This is a genomic window from Micromonospora sp. NPDC023888 (assembly GCF_040639415.1).
Taxonomy (GTDB): Bacteria; Actinomycetota; Actinomycetes; order Mycobacteriales; family Micromonosporaceae; genus Micromonospora.
Map to the genome: position 1 here is coordinate 19,219 of NZ_JBEZZW010000052.1, position 22,660 is coordinate 41,878.

Genomic DNA, 22,660 nt, shown 5'->3' on the forward strand with positions numbered 1-22,660 from the left:
GCGGCGACGCGGCCGGCGGTAGCGCCACCGGCAGTCCACCCACAGCTCGACACGGGAGAAGACCCTGAACACCGATCCGACACAGCAGAACTCCCCCGGTCACCCGGTCACCGGCTGGTGGACCGAGGCGACCATCTACCAGATCTACCCCCGTTCGTTCGCCGACTCGGACGGCGACGGGATCGGTGACCTCCCCGGCATCACCGCTCGGCTCGACCACCTGGTCGAGCTGGGTGTGGACGCGGTGTGGCTCTCCCCCTTCTACCCGTCGCCGCAGGCCGACGCCGGCTACGACGTGGCCGACTACCGCGACATCGACCCACTGTTCGGCACCCTCGCCGACGCGGACAAGTTGATCGCCGAGGCCCGGTCCCGCAGCCTGCGGGTGATCGTCGACCTGGTCCCCAACCACACCTCGTCCGCGCACCGCTGGTTCCAGGCGGCGCTGCCCGCCGCGCCCGGCAGCCCGGAACGGTCCCGGTACATCTTCCGGGACGGCCGCGGGCCGGCCGGTGACCAGCCGCCGAACGACTGGCAGAGCGTCTTCGGCGGCCCGGCCTGGACCCGCACGGTGGACGCCGACGGGCAGCCCGGCCAGTGGTACCTGCACCTGTTCGACACCGGCCAGCCGGACCTCAACTGGGACAACCCGGAGGTGCACGCCGAGTTCCTGGACATCCTGCGGTTCTGGCTCGACCGTGGGGTGGACGGTTTCCGGGTGGACGTGGCGCACGGCCTGATCAAGCAGGCCGACCTGGCCGACTGGCAGGAGCCACAGGAGATCCTCTCCGGCAACGAGGTCGACAAGCCGCGCCCGCCGATGTGGGACCAGGAGGGCGTGCACGAGATCTACCGGCAGTGGCGGCAGGTTCTCGACAGCTACCCCGGCGAACGGGTGCTTGTCGCCGAGGCCTGGGTGGAGCCGGCCGAGCGGCTGGCCCGCTACGTCCGCCCGGACGAGATGCACCAGGCGTTCAACTTCGAGTATCTGCTCGCCGCGTGGACCGCACCGGCCCAGTACGCGGTGATCACCCGCTCGCTGGAGGCGACCGACTCGGTCGGCGCGCCGACGACCTGGGTGCTGTCCAACCACGACGTGGTGCGGCACGCCTCCCGGCTCGGCCTGCCGATCGGCACGGTACGGCCCAACGGCATCGGCATCGGCGACCCGCAGCCGGACGCCGCGCTCGGTCTGCGCCGGGCCCGCGCGGCGACCCTGCTGATGCTCGCCCTGCCCGGCTCGGCCTACCTCTACCAGGGCGAGGAGCTGGGGCTGCCCGAGCACACCACGCTGCCCGACGAGGCCCGGCAGGACCCGACCTGGGAGCGCAGCGGGCACACCCAGCGTGGCCGGGACGGCTGCCGGGTGCCGATCCCGTGGGAGGCCGACGCCCCGTCGTACGGCTTCGGGCCCACCGACGCGAGCTGGCTGCCGCAGCCCGCGCTCTGGGCCGAGTACGCCCTGGACCGCCAGCGCGAGGTGCCCGGCTCGACGTACGAGCTGTACCGCACGGCGCTGCGGCTGCGCCGCGAGCACGGGCTGGGTCGCGGCACCCTGGAGTGGGTGTCCTCCGGCGACGAGTCGCTGACCTTCCGCAACGGCGAGCTGACAGTGCTCACCAACTTCGGTGCGGCGTCGGTGCCGGTGCCGGCCGGTGCCGAGGTGCTCGCCGCCAGCGCGCCCCTGGACGACGACGGCGCGGTGCCGACCGACGTCACCGTCTGGCTGCGGGGCTGACCCGAGCCGTCCGGCCCGTCCCGTCGAGCGATGCTCTCGGGCGGGCCGGACGAGGTGGGGCCCTGTCGCTGTGGAGCTGATGTCGTAAACGATTCGCGCCCCCGCGACGGGCGCGGCGAGCGACGAGCGCGGCGAGCGACGCGGGTCAGAGGCGGTTGGCGCGGGTGTGCAGCAGGTCGTGCACGTTGTCGATGTCCGCTGGTGAGGTCCGCGAGGCCAGCCAGTACATGACGCCGGTGGGGATGAAGAAGAGCTGGAACGCGGCCAACCCGACGGCGAAGTTCAACGGCGGCGGGAACGCCGCCCGCAGCGCCTGGAACGCCACCCCGACCAACCCGTTGCCAGCGGCACGACCGACCCCGTTCACCAGGTTGCCCAGGCTGTAGACGGTGCCCCGGTGCTCCGGCGGGTTGACGTCGGCGATCAGCGCGAACCAGTTCGGCGAGTTGGCGGAGGTCAGCGCGAGCGCCACGACCGCGGTGAGCAGGCTCAGGCCCACCGACGGCTCGGTGAACACACTGGACAGCACCGCGCCCACGACCGCGCCGCCGCTGGCACCGTCCGGCACGTCGATGGTCACCGGGACGAAGAACAGCACCAGGTAGAACGGCAGCGCGGCGAGGATGCCGACCGCGGCGACCAACGCCCGGCCCCGAGGGGTACGGCGTTGCACCGCGTCGCCGATCAGGCCGCCCACGATGGACAGCACCCCGCCGAGTTGGAACAGCGTGGCGAAGACGCTGCCCACCACCACAGCGGTCGACGTCGAGTAGCCCTGGGCCTCGGCCCGTTCGGCGAAGAGCACCGGCAGCCAGACCAGTGAGCCGAACGCGGCCTGCGCGGTCAGCCCCTGCAGGATCAGCCACCGGTTGGTCCGTCGGGCCAGGATGCGCGGCAGGTCGGCGCGGCTGATCCGATAGTCGTACTCGGCGCCGGCGTCCAGCCGGTCGGCCAGTTCCGGCTCGCTCTGACCACGCCGGATGTCGTACGTGAAGAGGTAGGCCACTGTGGCGACCAGGCCGACACCGGTCAGGATCACGAACGGTCGCCGCCAGTCGGTCGCCCCGAGCAGCCCGCCGACGAGGGTGCCCGCCAGGGTGCCGACCCCCTGGGAGAGGCCCCAGAAGCTCATCACCAGCCCCCGCCGGGTCGGTGAGATCAGGTCGGTGACCACGGAGAACCCCACCGAGCCGACCGCGCCGAGACCGACGGCCGCGACCAACTGTGCGGCCAGGAACGTCAGGTACCCGCCGGCCAGCGCGCTGCCGCCGGTGCCCGCCGCCCAGAGCAGCGTGCCCACCATGAGCAGCGGCTTGCGGTTGGTCCGGTCACCGACGTACGCCCAGCCGACCGCTGCCACCGCGCTGACCAGGAAGCTGACCGCGGTGACCAGGCCGAGCAGCCGCCCGGACACGTCGAACGCGTCGGAGATCGGGCCGTACAGCGGCGGGACCAGCCCGATCGCCACGTTGTCGAGCGAGGCGAGCAGCACGAACACCACGACGCTGTACAACCGGTGCGCCGGACCACCGCCCCGGCCGGGCGGGCGTGGGCCGGGCTGCGCCCGACCCTGGCCGGACCCGCCACTGGTCACCGTCATGACCGGCAGCCAACCAGACCCCGCCGAGGGGGCCGTCACGCGGGTGGGTGCCGGTCGACTTCCGGCCGGCGCCCACCCGCGTCGATCCCGACGGTCAGCGCCGGTCGAGAACCAGCCCGCGAGCCGCCGCGTACCCGTCGCGAACGGCGGGGACCGGCTCGGCCGCGTACTCCTCGGTGCCCTCCACCGCCCAGACCGGCGGCGTCGGGCCGCCCAGGGCGACCCAGGCGGCCTGCCGGGCGGCGCCGTCGGCGACGTACTCCCCGGCCGGCGGCACGACGACCGGGCAGCCGAAGACCTGCGGGGCGATCCGACGCACCGCGGCCGACCGGGCGCCGCCGCCGACCAGGATGACCCGGCGGACGGTGGCGCCCTGCGCGGTCAGTGCGTCCAGGCCGTCGGCGAGGGCGCAGAGCATGCCCTCCACGGCGGCCCGCGCCAGGTGCGCGGGGGTCGACGTGCGCAGGGTAAGCCCGTGCACCGCGCCGGTGGCGAGCGGGCGGTTCGGCGTCCGCTCACCCTCCAGGTAGGGCACCATGACCAGCCCGTCCGCGCCGGCTGGCGCGGAGAGCGCCAGCTCGGCCAGCTCGTCCAGGCTGACGCCGAGCAGCGCGGCGGCGGCGTCCAGCACCCGGGCCGCGTTGAGCGTGCAGACCAGCGGCAGGAACCGACCTGACGCGTCGGCGAAACCCGCAACCGCGCCGCTCTCGTCGGCGGCCGGCACGTCGGCCACGCTGAACACGGTGCCGGAGGTGCCGATCGAGACGACCACGTCGCCGGGGCCGGCACCGACGCCGAACGCGGCGGCGGCGTTGTCCCCGGTGCCCGCGCCGAGCAGCGCGCCGCCCGGCCCACCCAGCTCGTCGGCCAGCTTGCCGGCCGACTCCGCCGGACCGAGCACCTCGGGCAGCACCAACTGCCGACCGAAGGCCCGTTCCAACAGGTCCGGCCGGTAGTCGCCGGTCGCCGGCGACCAGTAGCCGGTGCCACTGGCGTCACCACGGTCGGTGCGCAGCGCACCCAACCCCGGTGCGCCGGCCAGCCGCCACGTCAGCCAGTCGTGCGGCAGGCAGACGGCGGCCACCCGGGCCGCCGCCTCCGGCTCGTGGGTAGCCAGCCACCGCAGTTTCGTGATGGTGAAACTGGCTACCGGGACACTGCCGGCGGCTTCGGCCCAGAACCGACGCCCGGCCGCGCCGCCGCCGGCCTCCTCGACGAGATCGGCGGCGGCGTCGGCGGACCGGGTGTCGTTCCACAACAGCGCCGGGCGGACCACCCGGCCGTCCTCGTCGAGGCACACCATGCCGTGCTGCTGGCCGGCGACGGAGATCGCCGCCACGTCGGCCAACCCACCGGCCTGGTCGACGGCGCTTCGCAGCGCCTGCCACCAGGCTTCCGGGTCGACCTCGGTGCCGTCCGGGTGCGGTGCCCGGCCCTGCCGCAGCAGAGCCCCGGTCTCCGCATCCCGGATGACCACCTTGCAGGACTGGGTGGACGAGTCAACGCCTGCGACCAACGGCATGGCGGGGCCTCAGCGGGCGCCGAGCAGGTGCTCGACGGCGAGCTGGTTGAGCCGGACGAAGGCGAAGCCCCGCTCGGCCACCGCGTCGACGTCGACCTCCTCGAACGCGGACCGGTCGGCCAGGAACTCCTCGTAGCCCTCGCCCTCGCCGAGCGTCGGCGTGTTCAGGTCGCCGACCTTGCTGGCAGCGAGCGCCTCGACCACCTCGGGGTCGGCGCGGAACGCCGCCGCCCGCTCCTTGAGCAGCAGGTAGGTGCTCATGTTGGCCGCCGCCGAGGCCCAGACGCCGTCCATGTCCTCGGTCCGGGAGGGCTTGTAGTCGAAGTGCCGGGGGCCGTCGTAGGCCGGGCCGCCGTTCGGGCCGCCGTTCTCCAGGAGGTCCACCAGGGCGAACGCGTTCATCAGGTCACCGTGGCCGAAGACCAGGTCCTGGTCGTACTTGATGCCACGCTGGCCGTTGAGGTCCAGGTGGAACAGCTTGCCCTGCCAGAGCGCCTGGGCGATGCCGTGGGCGTAGTTGAGCCCGGCCATCTGCTCGTGGCCGACCTCCGGGTTGAGACCGACAAGCTCCGGGTGAGCGAGCTGGGAGATGAAGCCGAGCGCGTGCCCGATGGTGGGCAGCAGGATGTCGCCGCGCGGCTCGTTGGGCTTGGGCTCAAGCGCGAACCGCAGGTTGTAGCCCTTGTCGATGGAGTACTGGGTGAGCAGGTCGACTGCCTCGCGGTAGCGGTCCAGGGCGGCGCGGACGTCCTTGGCGAGGTCGTACTCGGAGCCCTCGCGCCCGCCCCACATCACGAACGTGCTGGCACCCAGCTCGGCGGCCAGGTCGACCTGGCGCAGCACCTTGCGCAGCGCGAAGCGGCGGACGTCGCGGTCGTTGCTGGTGAAGCCGCCGTCCTTGAAGATCGGGTGGGTGAAGAGGTTGGTGGTGACCATCGGCACCACCAGGCCGGTCTCGTCGAGGGCCTTGCGGAACCGGGCGATGTGCTGGTCCCGGGTGGCGGCGTCGGCGCCGAACGGGATCAGGTCGTCGTCGTGGAAGGTGATGCCGTACGCGCCCAGCTCGGCGAGCCGGTGCACCGCCTCGACCGCGTCGAGCTCGGGACGGGTGGCGTCACCGAACGGGTCGCGAGCCTGCCAGCCCACGGTCCAGAGCCCGAAGGAGAACTTGTCGGCGGGGGTGGGACGGGGTGCCATGAGCGACCTCCGGGGTGGTGTTGTCCGCTATTTGTTCAGCGATTGAATTATTTGCTCAGCGTATGGCACTGTCAAGGGGTGAGCCTCACCCACGCCCCGGCCAGCGCAGTCCGTCAGGGCAGTCTGCGCGAGCTCAACCTCGCCCTGGTCCTGGGCCGGATCGCCGCGGCCGACCGACCTCCGTCCCGGGCCGACCTGGCGACCGCGACCGGCCTGACCCGAGCCACGGTGTCCGCGGTGGTCGAGGACCTGCTCGCCGGCCGGTTGGTGAGCGAGTCCGACCCCGCGCCCCGCGCCGGCGCCGGCCGCCCGGCCCGTGGTCTCGTCCTGGCCGACCAGGGGCCGGCGGGGCTCGGCCTGGAGGTCAACGTCGACTACCTGGCGGTCTGCGTGGTGGACCTCGCCGGACAGGTCCGGCACCGCACCGTGCACCGGGCCGACCTGCGCCCGGTGGCCCCCGCGGACGCCCTCGCCCAGTTGGTCGAGATAGCCGCAGCGGCCCGCGACGACGCCGCCAGCGAGGGCCTCACCCTGGTCGGCGCCGCACTGGCGGTGCCCGGCCTGGTGGACGAGGCCGGGCTGGTCCGGCTCGCGCCGAACCTGGGCTGGCGCGACGTGCCGGTGCCCGCGCTGCTCGCCGAGCACCCTCCGCTTGTCGAGCAGGTGCCCGGCGTCCCGGCGCTCGTGGTGGACAACGAGGCAAACCTCGCCGCACTTGGCGAGCTGCACTTCCGGCCACTCGGCCCGGCCAGCTTCCTGCACATCTCCGGAGAGGTCGGCATCGGCGCCGGCATCGTGCTGGACGGCGCGCTGTTCCGCGGCGTCCGCGGTTGGAGCGGCGAGATCGGACATCTCCCGGTGCACCCCGAGGGTCGTCCGTGCCGCTGCGGCGGGCAGGGCTGCCTGGAGCAGTACGCCGGCCAGGAGGCGATCGTGACGGCCGCCGGGCTGACCCGGACGGAACTCCCCGCGGACACCGCGACAGCGCGCCTGGCCGAGCTGGCCGAGGCCGGTGACCCAGCCGCGCTGCGGGCGCTGCACGACGCCGGGACGGCCCTCGGTGTCGCGGTGGCCGGTGTCGTCAACCTGCTCGACCTGGACACCGTGGTGCTCGGTGGCGGTTACGCGGCGCTGGCGCCCTGGCTGTGCCCGCCGGTGCTCGCCGAGATCGCCAGTCGGGTGCTCACCGCCGCCTGGTCGCCGGTCACGGTCCGGCCGTCGACGCTCGGCGCGGAGGCCGCCGCGGTGGGCGCCGCCGGCTCGGTGGCCCGCCGGATAGTCGCCCAGCCCGCCGGCTGGTTGGCCCGCTCCGGCTGATCGACGACCCACGCTCGCTGGGCGTGTGCCCGGGGGCTCGGTAGCCTTCCCCCAGGCAGCGATCCGTGGCGAGAGGGCGAAAAGAAAGCATGCGCACCTGTCGTCAGACGCGCGGTGGCGTCCCGAGACCCGGGTGCACCTCGATCCGGGTGACCTGCTGCTGGCGTACACCGATGGGGTGACCGCGGCCCGCACGGCCGTGCGGCGTTCGGTGCGGCCCGGCTGCGCGCCGCGCTCGCCTCGGCAGCCGGGCGGTCGCCGGCGGCGCTTGTCGACCGGGTGTTGCGCGCGGTCGACGACTGGCTGGCCGGGGAGGCCCACGACGACATCGCGATGCTGGCCCGTGGGCGCCCCGACGACGGGGTGACCGGCGGCCCTGCCGAGGGCCGGGGCCGGCGAGGTGATCAGGCGGTCCGCGCCACCGGCGGTCCGCCCGCCGACCGGTCCCGGTCGGCGTCGATCGACAGGTGCGGGTCACCCGACTGGTCCGCCCAGCCCGCGCGGGTCTGCCGTTCCGGGTCGATCGACAAGTCTCCCGAGCGCCCACTGGGCCGGTCCGGGTCGTCCGGCCAGTCCCCCGGCTCCGTCGGGTCACCCGACGCCTGGGTGCTCTGCGCCCGCTGCTGGCGAGCGACCTCGTCGAATTCCCGCACACCGTCCAGCAGGGCGTCGCGGCCCGCGGGGCTCATCCCGCCCAGCACGACGGCGAGCCGCGCCCGGCGGTCGGCCCGCAGCTCGGCGAGGAGCCGACGGCCCTCCGGGGTGAGGTGCAGCGAGATCTCCCGCCGGTCGAAGCGGCCCGGCTCACGCTCAAGCATGCCGGCGGCGACCAGCCGGTCGCAGAGGCGGCTGGCGGAGCTGAGCAACATGTCGAGCCGGGTAGCCAACCGGCGCAGGTTGATCCCGTCGTGCTGCTCCACCACCGTCACCGCCCGTAGTTGGGCGCCGGAGACGCGACCGGCCGTCCCCTCCCGGGCGGATTCCCAGACGCCCAGCAGGGCAGCAGCCGCCTCGTCGAGCGCGGCAGCCATACTCGTCTCAGGGTCCGTCGGACGGTGCAGTTCAGCCATGGTGGCCCGAGACTACTCCGAAACCACTGGTGGTCGAGCTTTCAGCGAGGGAGCGACGATGAGCGAACCGGTCAATCAGGCACGACGTGCCCTGAACGAGACACCGGCGGACCGGCTCGTCGGCGCTGTCGGAGACGTGCTCGCCCGGTCGTACGCGATCACCGACGTCGAGCTGTACCAGGTCGACTACCGGCTCTCGGAGCTCCTGCCACTCACTGAGGGTGACTCGATCGCCAACCCCGGGCACCCCGCCTGGCGCGCCTTCGACCACCAGTCGCCCATCCTCACCGACGGCACCGCCTGGTTCCCGGTGACCATGCGCGGCGAGCGTCGGGGAGTGCTGTGCCTGGCGCCCGTCCCGGACGACCGGGAGGTCCTCGCCGAGCTGGCCGACATCGCCACCGCGCTCGCCCACGAGGTGGCGGCGGTCTCCGCCGGCACCGACGTCTACCGGGCGGCGCGGCGCGCCCAGCGCCTCACCCTGGCCGCCGAGATGCAGTGGGACCTGCTCCCCGGCCGCAGCCGGATCCGTCCCTCGTTCAGCCTGGCCGGGCAACTGGAGCCGGCGTACGCGGTCCGCGGCGACAGCTTCGACTGGTCCGACGACGGGCAACGACTCTGGTTGTCCACGATCAACGGCACCGGCGAGGGGGTCGCCGCGTCCCTGCTCACCTCGCTGGCCACCCACGCGCTGCGCAACGCGCGCCGGGCCGGGCTGAGCCTGGCCGACCAGGCCGCCCTCGCCGACCAGGCGATCTACGACCTGTACCGGGGCGAGCAGCACCTCTCCGCGTTGCTGATGGAGCTGGACCTGCGGTCCGGGATGATGACAGTGGTCGACGCCGGCTCCCCCCGGCTGGTCCTGCTGCGCGACGGGGAGGTCACCGAGCAGCCCCTGGAGGCGCAGTTCCCGCTCGGCATGTTCGAGGAGACCGACTACCACGAGCAGAAGTTCCCGATGGAGCGCGGCGACCGGGTCTTCGTCGTCAGCGACGGGGTGGTGGAGGCCACCGGGCAGCACATGCGCTACGGCGAGACGGCGCTGGACCGGTTCCTGCGGCGGACCGGGCCGATGGAGCCACTTGACGCCGTCCGGTCCCTGATCGGCGACCTGCGGGCCTTCGTGGCCGGTGACCTGGTCGACGACGCGGTGGTCGTCTGCCTGGACTGGACCGGCCCGCAACCGTGACCGCCGGCCGTCAGTATGCTCCGCGGCCGTTCAGGACCGCACCGAAGGTCTTCCAGAGAATGGTGAGGTCGGCGGCGAGGGACCAGTTCTCCACGTAGTAGAGATCGAGCCGGATGCCGTCCTCCCAGCTCAGGTCGGAGCGGCCGCTGACCTGCCACAGCCCGGTCATGCCGGGCTTGACCAGCAGCCGCCGGGCCACGTCGCCGTCGTAGCGGGCCACCTCCGAGGGCAGCGGCGGGCGGGGGCCGACCATGCTCATCTGACCCAGCAGCACGTTCACCAGTTGCGGCAGCTCGTCGAGCGACCACTTGCGCAACAACCGGCCGACGCGGGTGACCCGGGGGTCGTGGCGCATCTTGAACATCAGGCCGTCGGTCTCGTTGCGCGCGGTCAACTCGGCGAGCAGTGTGTCGGCGTTCAGCACCATCGTGCGGAACTTGAACACGCCGAACTCCTGCCCGCCCCGGCCGACGCGGACCTGCCGGAAGAGCACCGGACCCCGGCTGTCCAGTTTGATCGCCAGGGCGATGACCGCGATCAGCGGCATCAGCAGCGCCAACGCCAGCGACGAGGCAGACCGGTCGACGAGACCCTTCACCAGCTTGCGGGCACCGCGGAACTCCGGTGCCTCGACGTGGATCAGCGGCAGGCCGGCAACCGGGCGGGTGTGGATCCGCGGGCCGGCGACGTCGGTGAGCGCGGGTGCCACGACCAGGTCGATGCCGGTGCCCTCCAACTGCCAGCCGAGGCGGCGCAGCCGGGTCGCGGTCAGCTCACCGGACGCGGTCACCGCGACGGTGTCCGCGCCGATGGCGGTGGCGGCCTCCGGGATACCCCGGAACGACCCCACCACCGGCACGTCGCCGAGTCGCTGTGCCACCGGTGCGAGCAGCGCGTCCGGAATGCACGCGCCGACCACCTGGTAGCCGGCGTACGGCTCGCGGCGCAGCGTGTGCACCAGCTCCAACACGTGGGCGGTGTCGCCGACCACAAGCACCCGCCGGGACCAGCCGGCACCCATCGAGCGGGCCCGGTGCAGGCGCTTTCGGGCGGCGAACCGCGCCACCTCCAGCCCGACGGTGCCCACCGCGAAGGAGATGCCCAAAAAGCCCCGCGAGACGCCGAGGTCGGTGATGTAGCCGATGATGGCTATCGCGCCGGCCAGCCGCAGGCTCGCTGAGCTGACCCGCCGGTACTCGTCCGCCCCGTAGCCGATCACCCGGTCGTCGTAGCAGCCGAGCGCCTTGAGCGAGATCAGCCAGGCCAGCACCAACCCGGGGGCCACCAGCACGTACGGGATCTCGGAGCCGGCCGGCTGGTCGTCGCCGAAGCGGGTGACATACCCGATGAGCAACGCGATGATGAGCACGGTGGTGTCCAGGACCACCATGACCCGGATGTAGGACCGCTCGTCGGCGCGCGCCACCAGCCCGGCGCGATTGTCGTTCGGCTCCGCCGTCTTGGCGGGGGTCAACAGTGTCGCCGCGGTCACCGGCCCTCCCACTCTGCTCAGGATGGCCCCGGCCAACGGGTCGGACCGGAGGCGGACCGACCATGCCGGAACAGTCGACATCCTGCCTCGATAACTATGACCGCCGATTGCTTCGGACGTATTGCCGTCACTTTTCTTCAACCTGGAAGCCAAAAAAGGCCTGCCCACCGGGGATCCGGTAGGCAGGCCTGTGACCTCCGTGCGTCAGGTCAGCGCGGTGCCGGCGGACGCCGCGCGATGGCGCTGAGGAAGATGCTGCCGATCTCGCTCGGGTCCTTCGTGACGAAGACATCGCCACCTGTCACCTTGGTGATCGACTCAAGCTCGGTTTTGCTGACGCCCTCGCCAATACCGATCATGATGACCTGGACCGGCCGCTCCGGATCGGCGAGTTGCTTGAGCTTCGCGAGCAACTGCTGCTGGTTGATGCCGTTGTCGTCGTCGTTCTTGCCGTCCGTGAACAGCACGATCGAGTTGACCCGACCGGGTTGCCAGTTTTCCTGCACCGCCTGGTACGCGGCAAGCATCGTGTCGTTGAGGCCGGTGTCGCCGTCGGAGGGCTTGACGCTGCCGAGCGCGCCCTCGAGCTGGGCCCGCTGGCCCGACAGCGGGCCGATGCCGACCAACTCCCGGTAGTCCCGGTTGCCGACCAGTTTCGTGGAGAAGGTCCACAGGCCGATCGACCAGGAGTCGTCGAAGAGGCCGAGGCCACGACGGGCCGCGTCGACGGTGACCTCCTCCCGGCTCCGGTTGTTGGCGGAGGGCACCGGGTCCTTCATCGAGCCGGAGACGTCGATGACGGCCAGCATCCGGCCGGACTGGGTGGCGATCGACCAGCTCGAGACGACCCGCTGGATCGCGGCCGGGTCCAGCCCACCAGCGGCGGTGCCGCCGTTCGCCGGCGCGGTCGGCGCGCCGCCGGCCGGGCTCGGGGCACCCTGCGGCGCCTTGAAGCCGTCACCCCAGTTGCCGTCCGGCGCGCGCAGCGACTGCGCCGCGAGCCGGTCCCGGAAGGAGGGGCTGGTGAGCAGCTCGAACAGCACCCGGGCCGCCGACGCCTTGCTCGGCTCGATGCCGGGCAGCACCGCGTACGGGTAGTCGAGCGGCATCGGGGCCGGCTCCATGTAGAGCGCGGCGAGCGGCACCGGTGGCTTCTTGCTGTTGTACGCGATCACGTCTTCTTCGGAGAGCGCCGCCGCGCCGAGACCGCTGGCGATTGACGTCGCGTCGTTGGCGGTCGGGAAGCGGGCCAGCAGGTCGTTGCGCAGCGAGGAGCGGCCGGTGGCCAGTGCGCGAAGCGCCCCGACGGTGTTGCGCTGGGCGTCGCCGCCCGCGCCGTTGGCGGCGGCGGTCAACGAGAGCAGACCGGACAGGCCGGCGGCGTCCCGGGTCGGCTCGACGATCCCGGTGCGCAGCGGCGCGCTCGTGTTGTTCACCTGCTTGAGCAGGTCGGTCCAGTTGAACTTCTTGTCCGGCCAGCCCAGCCGGGTGGCGATCGGTTCGGGCATCGCGACCACGATGGGGCTGCGCGCGATGGACGCGCCGTTGGTCGGAGCGAACGCGGTCGCGTCCTTCTTCAGCCGCAGCAGCCAGGTCGAGGAGTCCGGCACCCAGACGTCCGGGCTGACGGCGGTGCCGCTGGCCTGCCCCACACCGGCGAGGACCGCGCCGTGCTTGGCCGCCACCACGGCCGCCACGTCGACCGGGTCGGACGCGGAGACGTCGACCCGGATGCAGGTGGGGCCTACCGCGGCGCCGTCCTTGACCCACTGCGACGCGGCGGCGTCGACCGCCGGCGCGAGCTCGGACGCGACCGAGACCGCGAGCCGGATCTCGCCCGAGCAGTTGGACTGGATCAACTCCCGATAGCCGAACCACACGCCGGTCGTGACGACGAGCACCGTCGCCGTCGCGGCGGCGGCTGCTAGGTGGAGTTTCGAACGCATGCGATGGCGGCCTGCTGACACGGTGACCATCTTGCGTACAAGGTGCCGTCTCTGCCACATCCGTTCGGACTAAAGTTACGGAGGAGAAACAGTTGACCACCATTTAGCGACACAGAGTGACGCACCGGCCCCGAGGTGTTGCCAAATCAGCGCCACCCTCACATCTCTGTGGCGACCCTCACGGCAGCACGCACGTCGGGCTCGGCACCGGCACCGGCTCTCCGACCGCCTCCGGCACGCCGGTCTCGACGTCGCGTCGGAAGACCCGCACCATGTCGGCCCGTTCGTCGGCGACGTAGAGGTGCTCACCGATCAGCGCGAAGTGCCGGGGCCACTCACCACCGGTGTCCACTTCGGCCACCAGCTCGGGCAGCTCCCCCGCCAGGCGGAACGTCGACAGGGTCCCCACCCCCCGGTTGGCGACGTAGAGAAACCGGCCGTCCGGGCTGACCGCGACCTCCGACGGCTGAACATGACCGGGCCGCTCACTCGCCTCGACCCGACCCCGCTGGTGCAACGCTCCGTCGTCGGTCAGCTCGTACGCGGTGACGGAGGCGTCCAGCTCACCGACGAGGTAACACCGCCGCCCGTCCGGGTGGCGGGCCAGGTGCCGGGGCCCGCTGCCGGGCGTCGTGCGGACGCGCGGCGCACGCGGCACCAGTCGCCCGCTCGCCTCGTCCAGGTCGTACCGGTAGACCGAGTCGGTGCCGAGATCCACCGCGAGCAGCGGCCCCCGACCCACCCCCGGGGAGACCATGTGGGCGTGCGCGTGGTCCTGCCGCTCCGGGTCGGGGCCGTGCCCCTCGTGCACCACCAGGTCGGTGCGCTCGCCGGGCACCCCCTGCGGGTCGAGCGCGAAGACCGCCACGCTACCGCTGCCGTAGTTGGCGGCCACCAGGTGGCCGCCGTCGGGCAGCACCGCCAGGTGACAGGGCTCGGCGCCACCTGTCGACCGGCTGCCCAGCGAATCCAGCCCGCCGTCCGGCCCGACCCGCCAGGCGCTGATCTCCCCGGCCGTCAACTCGTTGACCGCGTACAGCACCGGGTGGGTGGGGTGCCGCGCCAGGAAGGAGGGCGACGGTGTGACAGCCACCGTGCCGAGCGGGGTCAGCGCCCCGGTCGTCGGGTCGCGGCGCGCGGCGACGATGCCGCTGCCCCGCCCTCCACTCTGCGCGGTGTAGCCCCCGATGTGGACGACCTCACCCTGACCGCTCACGTCCCACTCCTCCGCCGGCATCCTCCGCTGATCCAACCAGAGGCTGCCCGCATCGCCCGCCGGTTAACCGGCTTTGCCGGCCGGATCTCAGGCCGCCGGCACCGGCTCCCCGCGCTGCCGGGCGACATGCTCGACCAAGGAGATCAACACCATCTTTCCGGACTGCCGGTCCCGGGCGTCGCAGAGCACCATCGGCACGTCCGGGTCCAGGTCGAGTGCCCGGCGTACGGTCTCCAGGTTGAACCGGCGGGAGTCGTCGAAGCAGTTGACACCCACCACGAACGGGATGCCACGCTGCTCGAAGTAGTCGATGGACGGGAAACAGTCGGCCAGCCGACGGGTGTCGGCGAGCACCACCGCGCCCAGCGCGCCGAAGGCCAACTCGTCCCAGAGGAACCAGAACCGATCCTGGCCCGGGGTGCCGAACAGGTAGACCTGCAGGTCGTCGTTGATGGTGATCCGGCCGAAGTCCATCGCCACAGTGGTGGTCGACTTACCCTCCACCCCGGAGACGTCGTCGGTGCCGATCCCGGCGCCGGTCAACACCTCCTCGGTCTGCAACGGGCGCACCTCGCTCAGGGCACTGACAAGCGTCGTCTTGCCAGCCCCGAAGCCTCCCGCGATGAGGATCTTCAGTGCCAGCGGGATGGTGGTGCTGGTGCCCGCATGGTCATAGCGCACGGAGTCCACTGACCACCGCCTTGAGGATGTCGTCGTCGGGAAGAATTCCGGCGGCCGGCGGCTCGTGCACCGCGACCAGGCCCTCGGCCAGGAGATCACCGAGTAGTACCCGGACCACACCGACCGCGAGGTCCAGTTCGGCTGCCAACTCGGCCACCGACACCGGCCGGAGGGCCGACGCGATCAGCCGCCGATGTTCGGGGAGCAGGTGCGGATGGCCCGCCGCGTCGACGTCCGATGCCGCAAGCACGAACGCGACCAGGTCGAACCCATCGACGGCGGAGCGTACCCGGCCTCGGGTGAGGGTGTACGGGCGCACCACCGGGCCGGCCTCGCCGTCCAGCCACTCGTGTTGTGGCCCGGGCGGCTCAGCCCGCATCACCGGCTCCCGCCGACGATCGGGCCGGCACGGCGAGGCTCTCCCCCACCCGGATGACGAGCATCGCCATCTCGTACGCGACCAACCCGATGTCCGCGTCGGCGTCACTCACCACGGCCAGGCAGGTGCCCTGCCCGGCGGCGGTGACGAAGAGGTACGCCGACTCCATCTCCACCACCGTCTGCCGGACCGGACCGCCGTCCACGTGCCGGCTGGCGCCACGGGCCAGGCTGGAGAAGCCCGCGGCGAGCGCACACAGGTGCTCAGCGTCGGAGCGCTCCAACTCGGCCGAGCAGCCGAGCAGCAGACCGTCGGCGGACAGCACCACCGCCTCCCGGGCGGCCGGCACCCGTTGCACCAGCTCGTCGAGCAACCAGTCCAGGCCGGCGCTCTGCTTCGTCGAATGCCGCACTAGGCGTCCCTCTCAGTCGCGGTCGGGGGTTCGGGGGGCGTCGCCGGGCCGGCCGGGGCGACCGGGGCCGCCGAGCCGTTCGATGCCGCCGGGCCGGCGGGCGCTCCCGACGACCCCATGCCGTCCGAGGCCGCCGGGGCCGCGGGGCCGGTCGGCACTGCCGGGCCGGTCGGCACTGCCGGGCCGGTCGGCGCTGCCGGGCCGGTCGGCGCTGCCGGGGTCGTGACGGTGGCGCGTCCGCGTGCCGTGCCGGCCTGCAGGGCCGCCATCACCCGGCGCACCTCCTCCGGAGACCGGGGCGCCGGGGTGTCGGAGACTGTCGACCGGGGCTGGGCGGCCGGGGTACGGCGGCGTACCCGGCGGGGCAGACCGTCCAGCTCGTCGTCCGCTGCCGACCCCGCGTCTCCGGGCGTCAATGCGCCGGTGGGTGGGGCGGGCGGTGCGGCGACGGCGCGCGGTGCCGTGGGTGGGCGGCTGCGGGGCACGGCGCCCCGACGAACCGAACGGACCAGCCGCCGGGCCGGGTCGGCCGACGCGGCAGGCAGCGTGGCGGGGTCGGGGCCGGCCGGCGGCTCGTCGGTGACCAGGTCGACGGGGATCAGCACCACAGCCGTCACCCCACCCTGCTCGGAGGGGCGCAACCGCACCCGTACGCCGTGCCGGGCCGCCAGCCGGGCCACGACGAACAGGCCGAGTCGGGCGCTCTGCGCCGGGTCGAACTCGGGCGAGCTGGCCAGCCGGGTGTTGGCGCTCTCCAGGGCCGCTGCGGACATGCCCAACCCCTGGTCGGTGATCTCCAGGGCGTACCCGTTGGACACCTGTTCCCCGGTGACGGTGACGCGGGTGTCCGGCGGGGAGAAGGCGGTGGCGTTCTCGACCAGCTCGGCGAGCAGGTGGATGACGTCGCCGACCGCCCGGCCCAGCACTCCGGCGGGCTGCGCGGCGGTGATGTCCACCCGGTCGTACGCCTCGACCTCGGAGATCGCGCCGCGGACCAGGTCGACCACCGCGACCGGGTTTCGCCAACCGCGGCCGGGCGCGGAGCCGGCAAGGATGACCAGGTCCTCGGCGTGCCGACGGAGCCGGGTCGCCAGGTGGTCGACCTGGAACAGCTCGGCCAGCTCGTCCGGGTCCTCGACGCGGCGCTCCATCCGGTCCAGCAGGTGTAGCTGACGGTGCACCAGGCTCTGGCTCCGGCGGGCGATGTTGAGGAAGACCTCGTTGAGCCCCCGACGCAGGGTGACCTCGTCCACGGCGGCCTGTACGGCGGTGCGCTGCACCTCGGTGAAGGCGCGGCCGACCTCGCCGATCTCGTCGTGGCCGTACTCCAGTGGCGGTGCCTCCCGGGCGACGTCGACCTGCTCGCCCCGACGCAACCGGGTCACCACGTCCGGGAGACGGTGCTCGGCCAACTCGAGCGCGGCGGTGCGGACGCCACTGAGGCGCTGGACCAGCGTGCGGCCGAGCCGCAGCGCCACCAGCACCGAGACGACCACGGCGACGAGCCCGAGCACACCGGCGGCGGCGAGCCGCACCAGGATGCGTACCGCCATCGGCACGGAACGGTCGGTGAGACCGTCGGCCTCGGCCAACTCGAAGTCGCGCAACTGCTGCTGCACCGCGTCGTGGCTGGTCTGCCAGGCCGCCGCGTCGACGGGCGGTCGGCCGGACCGGTTGGCCACGAGCAGCGCGTCCTGCATCGTGCGCAGTCGGGTGAACGCCTCGCCCTCGGTCAACCGTTGGTACGCGACCCGGCCGGCCTCGGGCAGGTCGGCGACGGCGCTCTCGGTGAGCCACCGTTGGTTGCCGATGGCCTGCACGAGCTGGGTGTGCTCCCCCTCGGCGAACCGTCCGGCGCTCAGCGCGCCGGCCAGCAGCGCGTCGCTCTGGCCGAGCAACTCCCGGGAGCGGCCCAACGCGGTGAGCGCCAGTGCCTGCCGGTTGAGGTCCGGGTCGTTGAGGGTCGCCATTGCCGAGAACGCCTGGAAGGCCGCGGAGACCATGCCGCTGTACAGGCCGATCGCGCCGCTGCGGTCCACCTTGCGGTCGTCGATGAATTTCCGGCCGGCCGGCAGCGCCGCCAGGGCGGTGACCAACTGGTCGACCCGCGCCTCCAGCGCGTCGTCTGCGGCGTCGCGCAGGGCTTCCCCGTCGACGCGGCGGCGCAGCTCGGCGACGGCCCGATCGGTGCGCTCCCGCTGCTCGGTCAGGACGGGCAGCGCGGCGGTGCCCGCGAGCTGCACCACCGAGAGTCGCCGCTCCCGTTGCAGCTCGGTGACCACGACCTCGCCGGGGCGGCCCAGGTCGTACAGGAGGGTGCGGGCGGAGAGCAGGTCCAGGGCGGGACCGAAGGTAAGCGTGGTCGCGAAGATCCACAGCGCAAGGAGCGCGGTCACCGGCGCGACGACCAACGCGGTCAGCTTCGAGCGGATCGGCCAGTCGCGGGTTCTCATCAGACCTCGCCCGTACAGGGGTGGCAGGAGGGGTGCCGGCACCGCCGGGCAACGCGTCGGCCGGTCGCGCGCCCGGCGTACGCCGGGCACCGGCGCGGGCGCCTTGGGCAGGATACGTAATCGGGGGCCGTTGCACTACTGCCCGTCGCGCCGACATCGACGCTCCGAGATGTGCCTCACAGGGCGACGGCGGCTGCGCTCCCGGTCGACGCGGGCCGGCGCGTTTTCTGGACTCGGTCAGGTCTGAGTCGGTTGGCGGGGCTGCGGTCCTGGGCAGCGCTTCTCCCGGCCCGGACGCCAGCCGGCCAGAAAGTACCCCGGATCGGGATTGGCGATCAGTACGCGGAGGGAATACCAGGTGACGAAGGAGGAGCCCATGTCGCCCACGCAGGTAATCGTCATCGTGCTCGTCGTGCTGGTGATCGTCGCGGTGCTGGCCGTGGCCGTCCGGTCGCTCGGCCGCCGTCGCGCGCTGCGCGACCGGTTCGGGCCGGAGTACGACCGGGTGGTGGAGGAGCAGGACAGCCGGTCCGCCGCGGAGCGCGAACTGCGCGACCGGGAACGCCGGCACGCCGAGCTCACGCTCACCCCGCTCAGCCCGGAGTCCCGGGCCCGCTACAGCGCCGCCTGGGAGGAACTCCAGGTGCGCTTCATCGACTCACCCGGCGAAACGGTTGGCGACGCCGACGCTCTGGTCACCCGGCTCATCGAGGAGCAGGGCTACCCGACCGGGGACTTCTCCGACCAGATCGCCCATCTCTCCGTCGAGCACGCTCGCACGCTCACCAACTACCGCGACGCGCACGACATCCACCTGCGCAACTCCCGGGGCGAGGCCAGCACCGAGGAGCTGCGACAGGCGGTCGTGCACTACCGGGCGCTCTTCGCCGATCTGCTCGGCGAGGAGCCGGTCGGCCACCGTACGCCGGAACAGCGCCACCACCCGGACCACGACTCCACGAGCCGCTGAGGAGGCCACCGATGCGCCAGGAAGAGCAGCAGGTGAGCAACGACCACCCGGAGGCCGTCCGGTCCGCGCCCGTCCCGGTACCGCCCACCGGCGACCGGGCCGGCCGCTCGGACGTCCCTGAGGATGCCCTGGACGACCGGGGCACCTTCGACGACCAGACCGCCGCCGACGAGCGGGCCGCCGACGAGCGGGCCGCCGACGACGAGCGGGCCGACGACTCCGACCCGCGCCACCGGCGCGACGACCGGTCCGCCGACGAGGGCGATTTCCACGAGCCAGGCCCGCTGCCGACGGCGTTCGGCGCCACCACGGTGGCCGACGCGGTGGCGGCCTCGGCACTGGCCAGCCCCAACCCGCAGGATCAGCCGGACGCCAGGGCCGAGCGGACCGCCCAGCCGGGCGACGGCGCCGAGGACGGCGAGCGTGAGGGCCTGCGGGCCGACCCCACGGCCGAGTTGCACCGCCGGGACGCCGCCCCGGGGACCGACCCGGACGCGGTGGCCGCCGGCGCGGCCGGTTACGGCAGCGCGACGCCGGAGATGGTCGATCCGGACGCGGACGGCGAGCCGGTCGACAGTGAGGGCGACGGCACGTTGGGGGCAGCCGGGACGTCGCGGCCCGCCGGGGCGACCGTCGCGGCCGAGCCGGCCACACTGCTGGACACCGACACCGCGCAGGGCTTCCGGGACCGTTGGCGGGACGTGCAGTTGCGTTTCGTCGACGATCCGCACGCGGCGGCCGGCGAGGCGCAGTCGCTGGTGGAGGAGGCCATCCAGGCTCTCTCCTCGGCACTGGCCGCTCAGAAGAACACGCTGGGCGGGTGGCAGGACGCCGGCTCGGCCGACACCGAGCAACTGCGGATGGCGGTGCGCAACTACCGGGACTTCCTGGACCGCGTCCTGGGTCGCTGAGCAACGCACCAAGGGGCGCTCGGCCGATCGGCCGAGCGCCCTTGCGGTGCGCGGTAGATGACCCCGAATCGCCCGAACCCAACTCAACATGCGTCCAGGCGTGAAAACGTCCGCACGGGGTAATAGGGCGCGCGCGCACCGATCAGCGCAGACGTCGGGACGAGGGGTGACGGGATGGACGGCGACGGTCTTCGGCTCAACATGAACGGCCTGGACTACCTGATCCTGGCGCTGTACTTCGTCACAGTCCTCGGGGTCGGCATCGCCGCGCGCCGGGCGATCCGGACAAGCGTCGACTTCTTCCTCTCCGGCCGGTCCCTGCCGGCCTGGGTGACCGGGCTCGCCTTCGTCTCGGCGAACCTGGGCGCGTTGGAGATCATCGGTATGGCCGCGAACGGCGCCCAGTACGGCGTCATGACGGTCCACTACTACTGGATCGGCGCGGTGCCGGCGATGGTCTTCCTCGGCATCGTGATGATGCCCTTCTACTACGGCTCCAAGGTCCGCAGCGTGCCGGAGTACCTGCGGCTGCGGTTCAACCGCCCCACCCACCTGCTCAACGCGCTCAGCTTCGCCGTCGCGCAGGTGCTCATCGCCGGCGTGAACCTCTACGCGCTGGCCCTGGTGATGCAGGCGCTGCTCGGCTGGCCGCTCTGGACCGCGATCGTGGTCGGCGCGGCGATCGTGCTGGCGTACATCACCATCGGTGGTCTGTCCGGCGCGATCTACAACGAGGTGCTCCAGTTCTTCGTCATCCTGGCCGGCCTCATCCCGGTCACCGTGATCGGCCTGGTCAAGGTCGGCGGGGTGAACGGTCTGATGGACGCGGTACGCGACTCCAAGCTCGGCGAGGCGGGCCTGCACGCCTGGCAGGACACCGGCAGCACCGCCAACCCGCTCGGCGCGCAGTGGATCGGCATCGTCTTCGGCCTCGGTTTCGTGTTGTCCTTCGGCTACTGGACGACGAACTTCGCCGAGGTGCAGCGGGCGTTGTCGGCGAAGAACATGAGCGCCGCGCGGCGTACGCCGATCATCGCCGCGTACCCGAAGCTGTTCATCCCCCTGGTCACGGTGATTCCCGGCCTGGTGGCCCTGGTGACGGTGAAGGGCCTGGGGGCGGAGAGCGGCGACCTGCAGTACAACAACGCGATCCCGCTGTTGATGCGCGACCTGCTCCCCAACGGCGTACTCGGCGTCGCGGTCACCGGCCTGCTGGCGTCGTTCATGGCCGGCATGGCGGCAAACGTGAGCGGTTTCAACACCGTCTTCACCTACGACATCTGGCAGGCGTACATCCGTCGCGACCGGCCGGACGACTACTACGTGCGGGTCGGTCGGTGGGCGACGGTCGCCGCCGTGGTGGTCGGCATCGGTACGGCGTTCATCGCGGCCGGGTTCAGCAACATCATGAACTACATCCAGGCGCTCTTCTCCGTCTTCAACGCGCCGCTCTTCGCCACCTTCATCATCGGCATGTTCTGGAAGCGGATGACCGCGCTTGCCGGCTTCTGGTCGCTGCTGCTGGGCACCCTGGTGTCGCTCAGCCTCTACCTGCTCTACAAGGGTGGCGTCATCGACTTCAACTCCGACCTGGAGGAGAGCTTCTGGGGCGCCGGTCTCGCGTTCGTCACGGCGGTGGTGGTCGCCGCGATCATCACCCCGCTCACCGCGCCCAAGCGCGACGCGGAGCTGCGCGGGCTTGTCTACGGCATGGGTGGCGTCGACCTGAAGGGGGACGTGCTCGCCGGCGACGCCGTCTGGTACCGCTCCCCGGTGCTGCTCGGCGTGATCGCGGTGGCGCTGGCCGCCCTCTTCTACATCCCGGTCTTCTAGGAAAGGAGTCGGCAGATGAGCAACGACGGCCAGCCGGCACAGGACCCGCTGATCGACGAGGCGCAGGAGGAGCAGCGCCGCTCCGCCGCCGCCCGCTTGTTCGACCTCCGTCGGGTGATCGGTGGTCTCTTCGTGGCGTACGGGGTCATCGTGACGTTGATCGGCGTCTTCGACAGCGCCGCCGAGATCGACAAGGCCCAGGGTGTCCGGATCAACCTGTGGGCGGGCTTGGTGATGCTCGTCTTCGGCCTGCTCATGCTGCTCTGGCAGTGGCGGCGCCCGGCGGAGCCGCCGGCCCCCAACGAGAAGCAGCCCGGCACCTGACGGCTGGCCCTTCGGCATGAGCCCGGCACGAGGGGGTACGCCGGGGAAAGCAGGCAACGTGTCGGACACAGGAGGCACCACCATGACCGATCGCGATCGTCAACCGCCGTTGGAGGACAGCCCGGAGGTGGCCTCGGCGGTGGACGACGACGCCACCGTCCCGCAGTTTCGGACCGGCGGCGGTCCCGACCGGGACACCCCCGGGTTCGCCGAGCCTCGCAGCCGGCCGGACGACCTCGCGCCCGACACCGACGAGCTGATCGGCGACCCGTACGCCGCCGGCACCGGCGCGACCGGGACGGGCACCGGGGCCGGTGGACCCGAAGACCTTCAACGCCGGCCCGGCCGCCATCGAGGCCATCTTCTCCGGCGCGCTGGACGCCACCTACATCGGTCCGAACCCGACGGTC

18 protein-coding genes and 1 pseudogene are annotated in these 22,660 nt (G+C 72.5%); 8 read left to right on the plus strand and 11 right to left on the minus strand.

Going from position 1 to position 22,660, the window contains the following annotated elements; genetic code table 11:
- Positions 1-64 precede the first annotated feature (64 nt).
- On the plus strand, positions 65-1,738 hold the full coding sequence (locus AB0F61_RS31165; RefSeq protein WP_357817069.1) for a glycoside hydrolase family 13 protein: 1,674 nt from the start codon (positions 65-67) through the stop codon (positions 1,736-1,738).
- 145 nt (positions 1,739-1,883) lie between these two features.
- On the opposite strand, the gene AB0F61_RS31170 is transcribed toward AB0F61_RS31165, so the two are convergent.
- The 3 genes from AB0F61_RS31170 to xylA all read right to left on the minus strand — a co-directional run bounded on the left by AB0F61_RS31170 (position 1,884) and on the right by xylA (position 6,057).
- The gene (locus tag AB0F61_RS31170; protein ID WP_357817019.1) at positions 1,884-3,338 is read right to left on the minus strand and encodes an MFS transporter; all 1,455 of its coding nucleotides are present in this window, start codon (positions 3,336-3,338) and stop codon (positions 1,884-1,886) included.
- A 94-nt stretch (positions 3,339-3,432) separates the two neighbouring features.
- Complete coding sequence (gene xylB / locus AB0F61_RS31175) at positions 3,433-4,860, minus strand: xylulokinase (protein WP_357817022.1); 1,428 nt, start codon at positions 4,858-4,860, stop codon at positions 3,433-3,435.
- A gap of 9 nt (positions 4,861-4,869) precedes the next feature.
- Positions 4,870-6,057: a xylose isomerase gene (gene xylA, locus AB0F61_RS31180; RefSeq protein ID WP_357817025.1), complete on the minus strand. Its 1,188-nt coding sequence runs from the start codon at positions 6,055-6,057 to the stop codon at positions 4,870-4,872.
- 78 nt (positions 6,058-6,135) lie between these two features.
- Between xylA and AB0F61_RS31185 the strand changes: the two genes are divergently transcribed.
- Entirely contained in the window at positions 6,136-7,374 is a 1,239-nt protein-coding gene (locus tag AB0F61_RS31185; protein ID WP_357817028.1) for an ROK family transcriptional regulator, read from the plus strand.
- 404 nt (positions 7,375-7,778) lie between these two features.
- On the opposite strand, the gene AB0F61_RS31190 is transcribed toward AB0F61_RS31185, so the two are convergent.
- Positions 7,779-8,405: a MarR family transcriptional regulator gene (locus AB0F61_RS31190; protein ID WP_357817031.1), complete on the minus strand. Its 627-nt coding sequence runs from the start codon at positions 8,403-8,405 to the stop codon at positions 7,779-7,781.
- Between the two features lie 97 nt (positions 8,406-8,502).
- On the opposite strand from AB0F61_RS31190, the gene AB0F61_RS31195 reads away from it, so the two are divergent.
- Positions 8,503-9,633, plus strand: coding sequence for a PP2C family protein-serine/threonine phosphatase (locus tag AB0F61_RS31195; protein ID WP_357817034.1), 1,131 nt, complete (start codon positions 8,503-8,505; stop codon positions 9,631-9,633).
- Between the two features lie 10 nt (positions 9,634-9,643).
- On the opposite strand, the gene AB0F61_RS31200 is transcribed toward AB0F61_RS31195, so the two are convergent.
- From AB0F61_RS31200 to AB0F61_RS31230, 7 genes are all read right to left on the minus strand, one after another.
- Positions 9,644-11,110: a sugar transferase gene (locus tag AB0F61_RS31200; protein WP_357817072.1), complete on the minus strand. Its 1,467-nt coding sequence runs from the start codon at positions 11,108-11,110 to the stop codon at positions 9,644-9,646.
- Positions 11,111-11,334: 224 nt separating this feature from the next.
- Positions 11,335-13,092, minus strand: coding sequence for a substrate-binding domain-containing protein (locus AB0F61_RS31205; protein ID WP_357817037.1), 1,758 nt, complete (start codon positions 13,090-13,092; stop codon positions 11,335-11,337).
- 157 nt (positions 13,093-13,249) lie between these two features.
- Positions 13,250-14,287, minus strand: a complete 1,038-nt coding sequence (locus AB0F61_RS31210; protein ID WP_357817040.1) for a lactonase family protein — start codon at positions 14,285-14,287, stop codon at positions 13,250-13,252.
- 87 nt (positions 14,288-14,374) lie between these two features.
- A complete protein-coding gene (locus tag AB0F61_RS31215; protein WP_357817043.1) occupies positions 14,375-14,977 on the minus strand; it encodes an ATP/GTP-binding protein in 603 nt (200 codons plus the stop codon).
- Complete coding sequence (locus tag AB0F61_RS31220) at positions 14,958-15,347, minus strand: DUF742 domain-containing protein (protein ID WP_357817046.1); 390 nt, start codon at positions 15,345-15,347, stop codon at positions 14,958-14,960. The genes AB0F61_RS31215 and AB0F61_RS31220 overlap by 20 nt, the downstream gene beginning before the upstream one ends.
- The gene (locus AB0F61_RS31225) at positions 15,337-15,759 is read right to left on the minus strand and encodes a roadblock/LC7 domain-containing protein (RefSeq protein WP_357817049.1); all 423 of its coding nucleotides are present in this window, start codon (positions 15,757-15,759) and stop codon (positions 15,337-15,339) included. The genes AB0F61_RS31220 and AB0F61_RS31225 overlap by 11 nt, the downstream gene beginning before the upstream one ends.
- Positions 15,759-18,212, minus strand: coding sequence for a nitrate- and nitrite sensing domain-containing protein (locus AB0F61_RS31230; RefSeq protein WP_357817052.1), 2,454 nt, complete (start codon positions 18,210-18,212; stop codon positions 15,759-15,761). The genes AB0F61_RS31225 and AB0F61_RS31230 overlap by 1 nt, the downstream gene beginning before the upstream one ends.
- A 376-nt stretch (positions 18,213-18,588) precedes the next feature.
- Between AB0F61_RS31230 and AB0F61_RS31235 the strand changes: the two genes are divergently transcribed.
- From AB0F61_RS31235 to AB0F61_RS31255, 5 genes and pseudogenes are all read left to right on the plus strand, one after another.
- Entirely contained in the window at positions 18,589-19,182 is a 594-nt protein-coding gene (locus tag AB0F61_RS31235) for a hypothetical protein (protein ID WP_357817055.1), read from the plus strand.
- A gap of 11 nt (positions 19,183-19,193) precedes the next feature.
- A complete protein-coding gene (locus tag AB0F61_RS31240) occupies positions 19,194-20,093 on the plus strand; it encodes a hypothetical protein (protein WP_357817057.1) in 900 nt (299 codons plus the stop codon).
- A gap of 174 nt (positions 20,094-20,267) precedes the next feature.
- Complete coding sequence (locus AB0F61_RS31245) at positions 20,268-21,926, plus strand: sodium:solute symporter family protein (RefSeq protein ID WP_357817060.1); 1,659 nt, start codon at positions 20,268-20,270, stop codon at positions 21,924-21,926.
- A gap of 15 nt (positions 21,927-21,941) precedes the next feature.
- On the plus strand, positions 21,942-22,250 hold the full coding sequence (locus AB0F61_RS31250) for a hypothetical protein (RefSeq protein WP_357817063.1): 309 nt from the start codon (positions 21,942-21,944) through the stop codon (positions 22,248-22,250).
- A gap of 82 nt (positions 22,251-22,332) precedes the next feature.
- Positions 22,333-22,569 (plus strand): annotated as a pseudogene (locus AB0F61_RS31255) (hypothetical protein); the annotation flags it as partial.
- Between the last annotated feature and the right edge of the window lie 91 nt (positions 22,570-22,660).

Coding starts and splice junctions, on each gene's coding strand:
- AB0F61_RS31245 (WP_357817060.1), top strand. CDS start 20,268: ATGGACGGCGACGGTCTTCGGCTCAACATGAACGGCCTGGACTACCTG.
- xylA (WP_357817025.1), bottom strand. CDS start 6,057: ATGGCACCCCGTCCCACCCCCGCCGACAAGTTCTCCTTCGGGCTCTGG.
- xylB (WP_357817022.1), bottom strand. CDS start 4,860: ATGCCGTTGGTCGCAGGCGTTGACTCGTCCACCCAGTCCTGCAAGGTG.
- AB0F61_RS31235 (WP_357817055.1), top strand. CDS start 18,589: ATGTCGCCCACGCAGGTAATCGTCATCGTGCTCGTCGTGCTGGTGATC.
- AB0F61_RS31240 (WP_357817057.1), top strand. CDS start 19,194: ATGCGCCAGGAAGAGCAGCAGGTGAGCAACGACCACCCGGAGGCCGTC.
- AB0F61_RS31230 (WP_357817052.1), bottom strand. CDS start 18,212: ATGAGAACCCGCGACTGGCCGATCCGCTCGAAGCTGACCGCGTTGGTC.
- AB0F61_RS31195 (WP_357817034.1), top strand. CDS start 8,503: ATGAGCGAACCGGTCAATCAGGCACGACGTGCCCTGAACGAGACACCG.
- AB0F61_RS31190 (WP_357817031.1), bottom strand. CDS start 8,405: ATGGCTGCCGCGCTCGACGAGGCGGCTGCTGCCCTGCTGGGCGTCTGG.
- AB0F61_RS31220 (WP_357817046.1), bottom strand. CDS start 15,347: ATGCGGGCTGAGCCGCCCGGGCCACAACACGAGTGGCTGGACGGCGAG.
- AB0F61_RS31170 (WP_357817019.1), bottom strand. CDS start 3,338: ATGACGGTGACCAGTGGCGGGTCCGGCCAGGGTCGGGCGCAGCCCGGC.
- AB0F61_RS31250 (WP_357817063.1), top strand. CDS start 21,942: ATGAGCAACGACGGCCAGCCGGCACAGGACCCGCTGATCGACGAGGCG.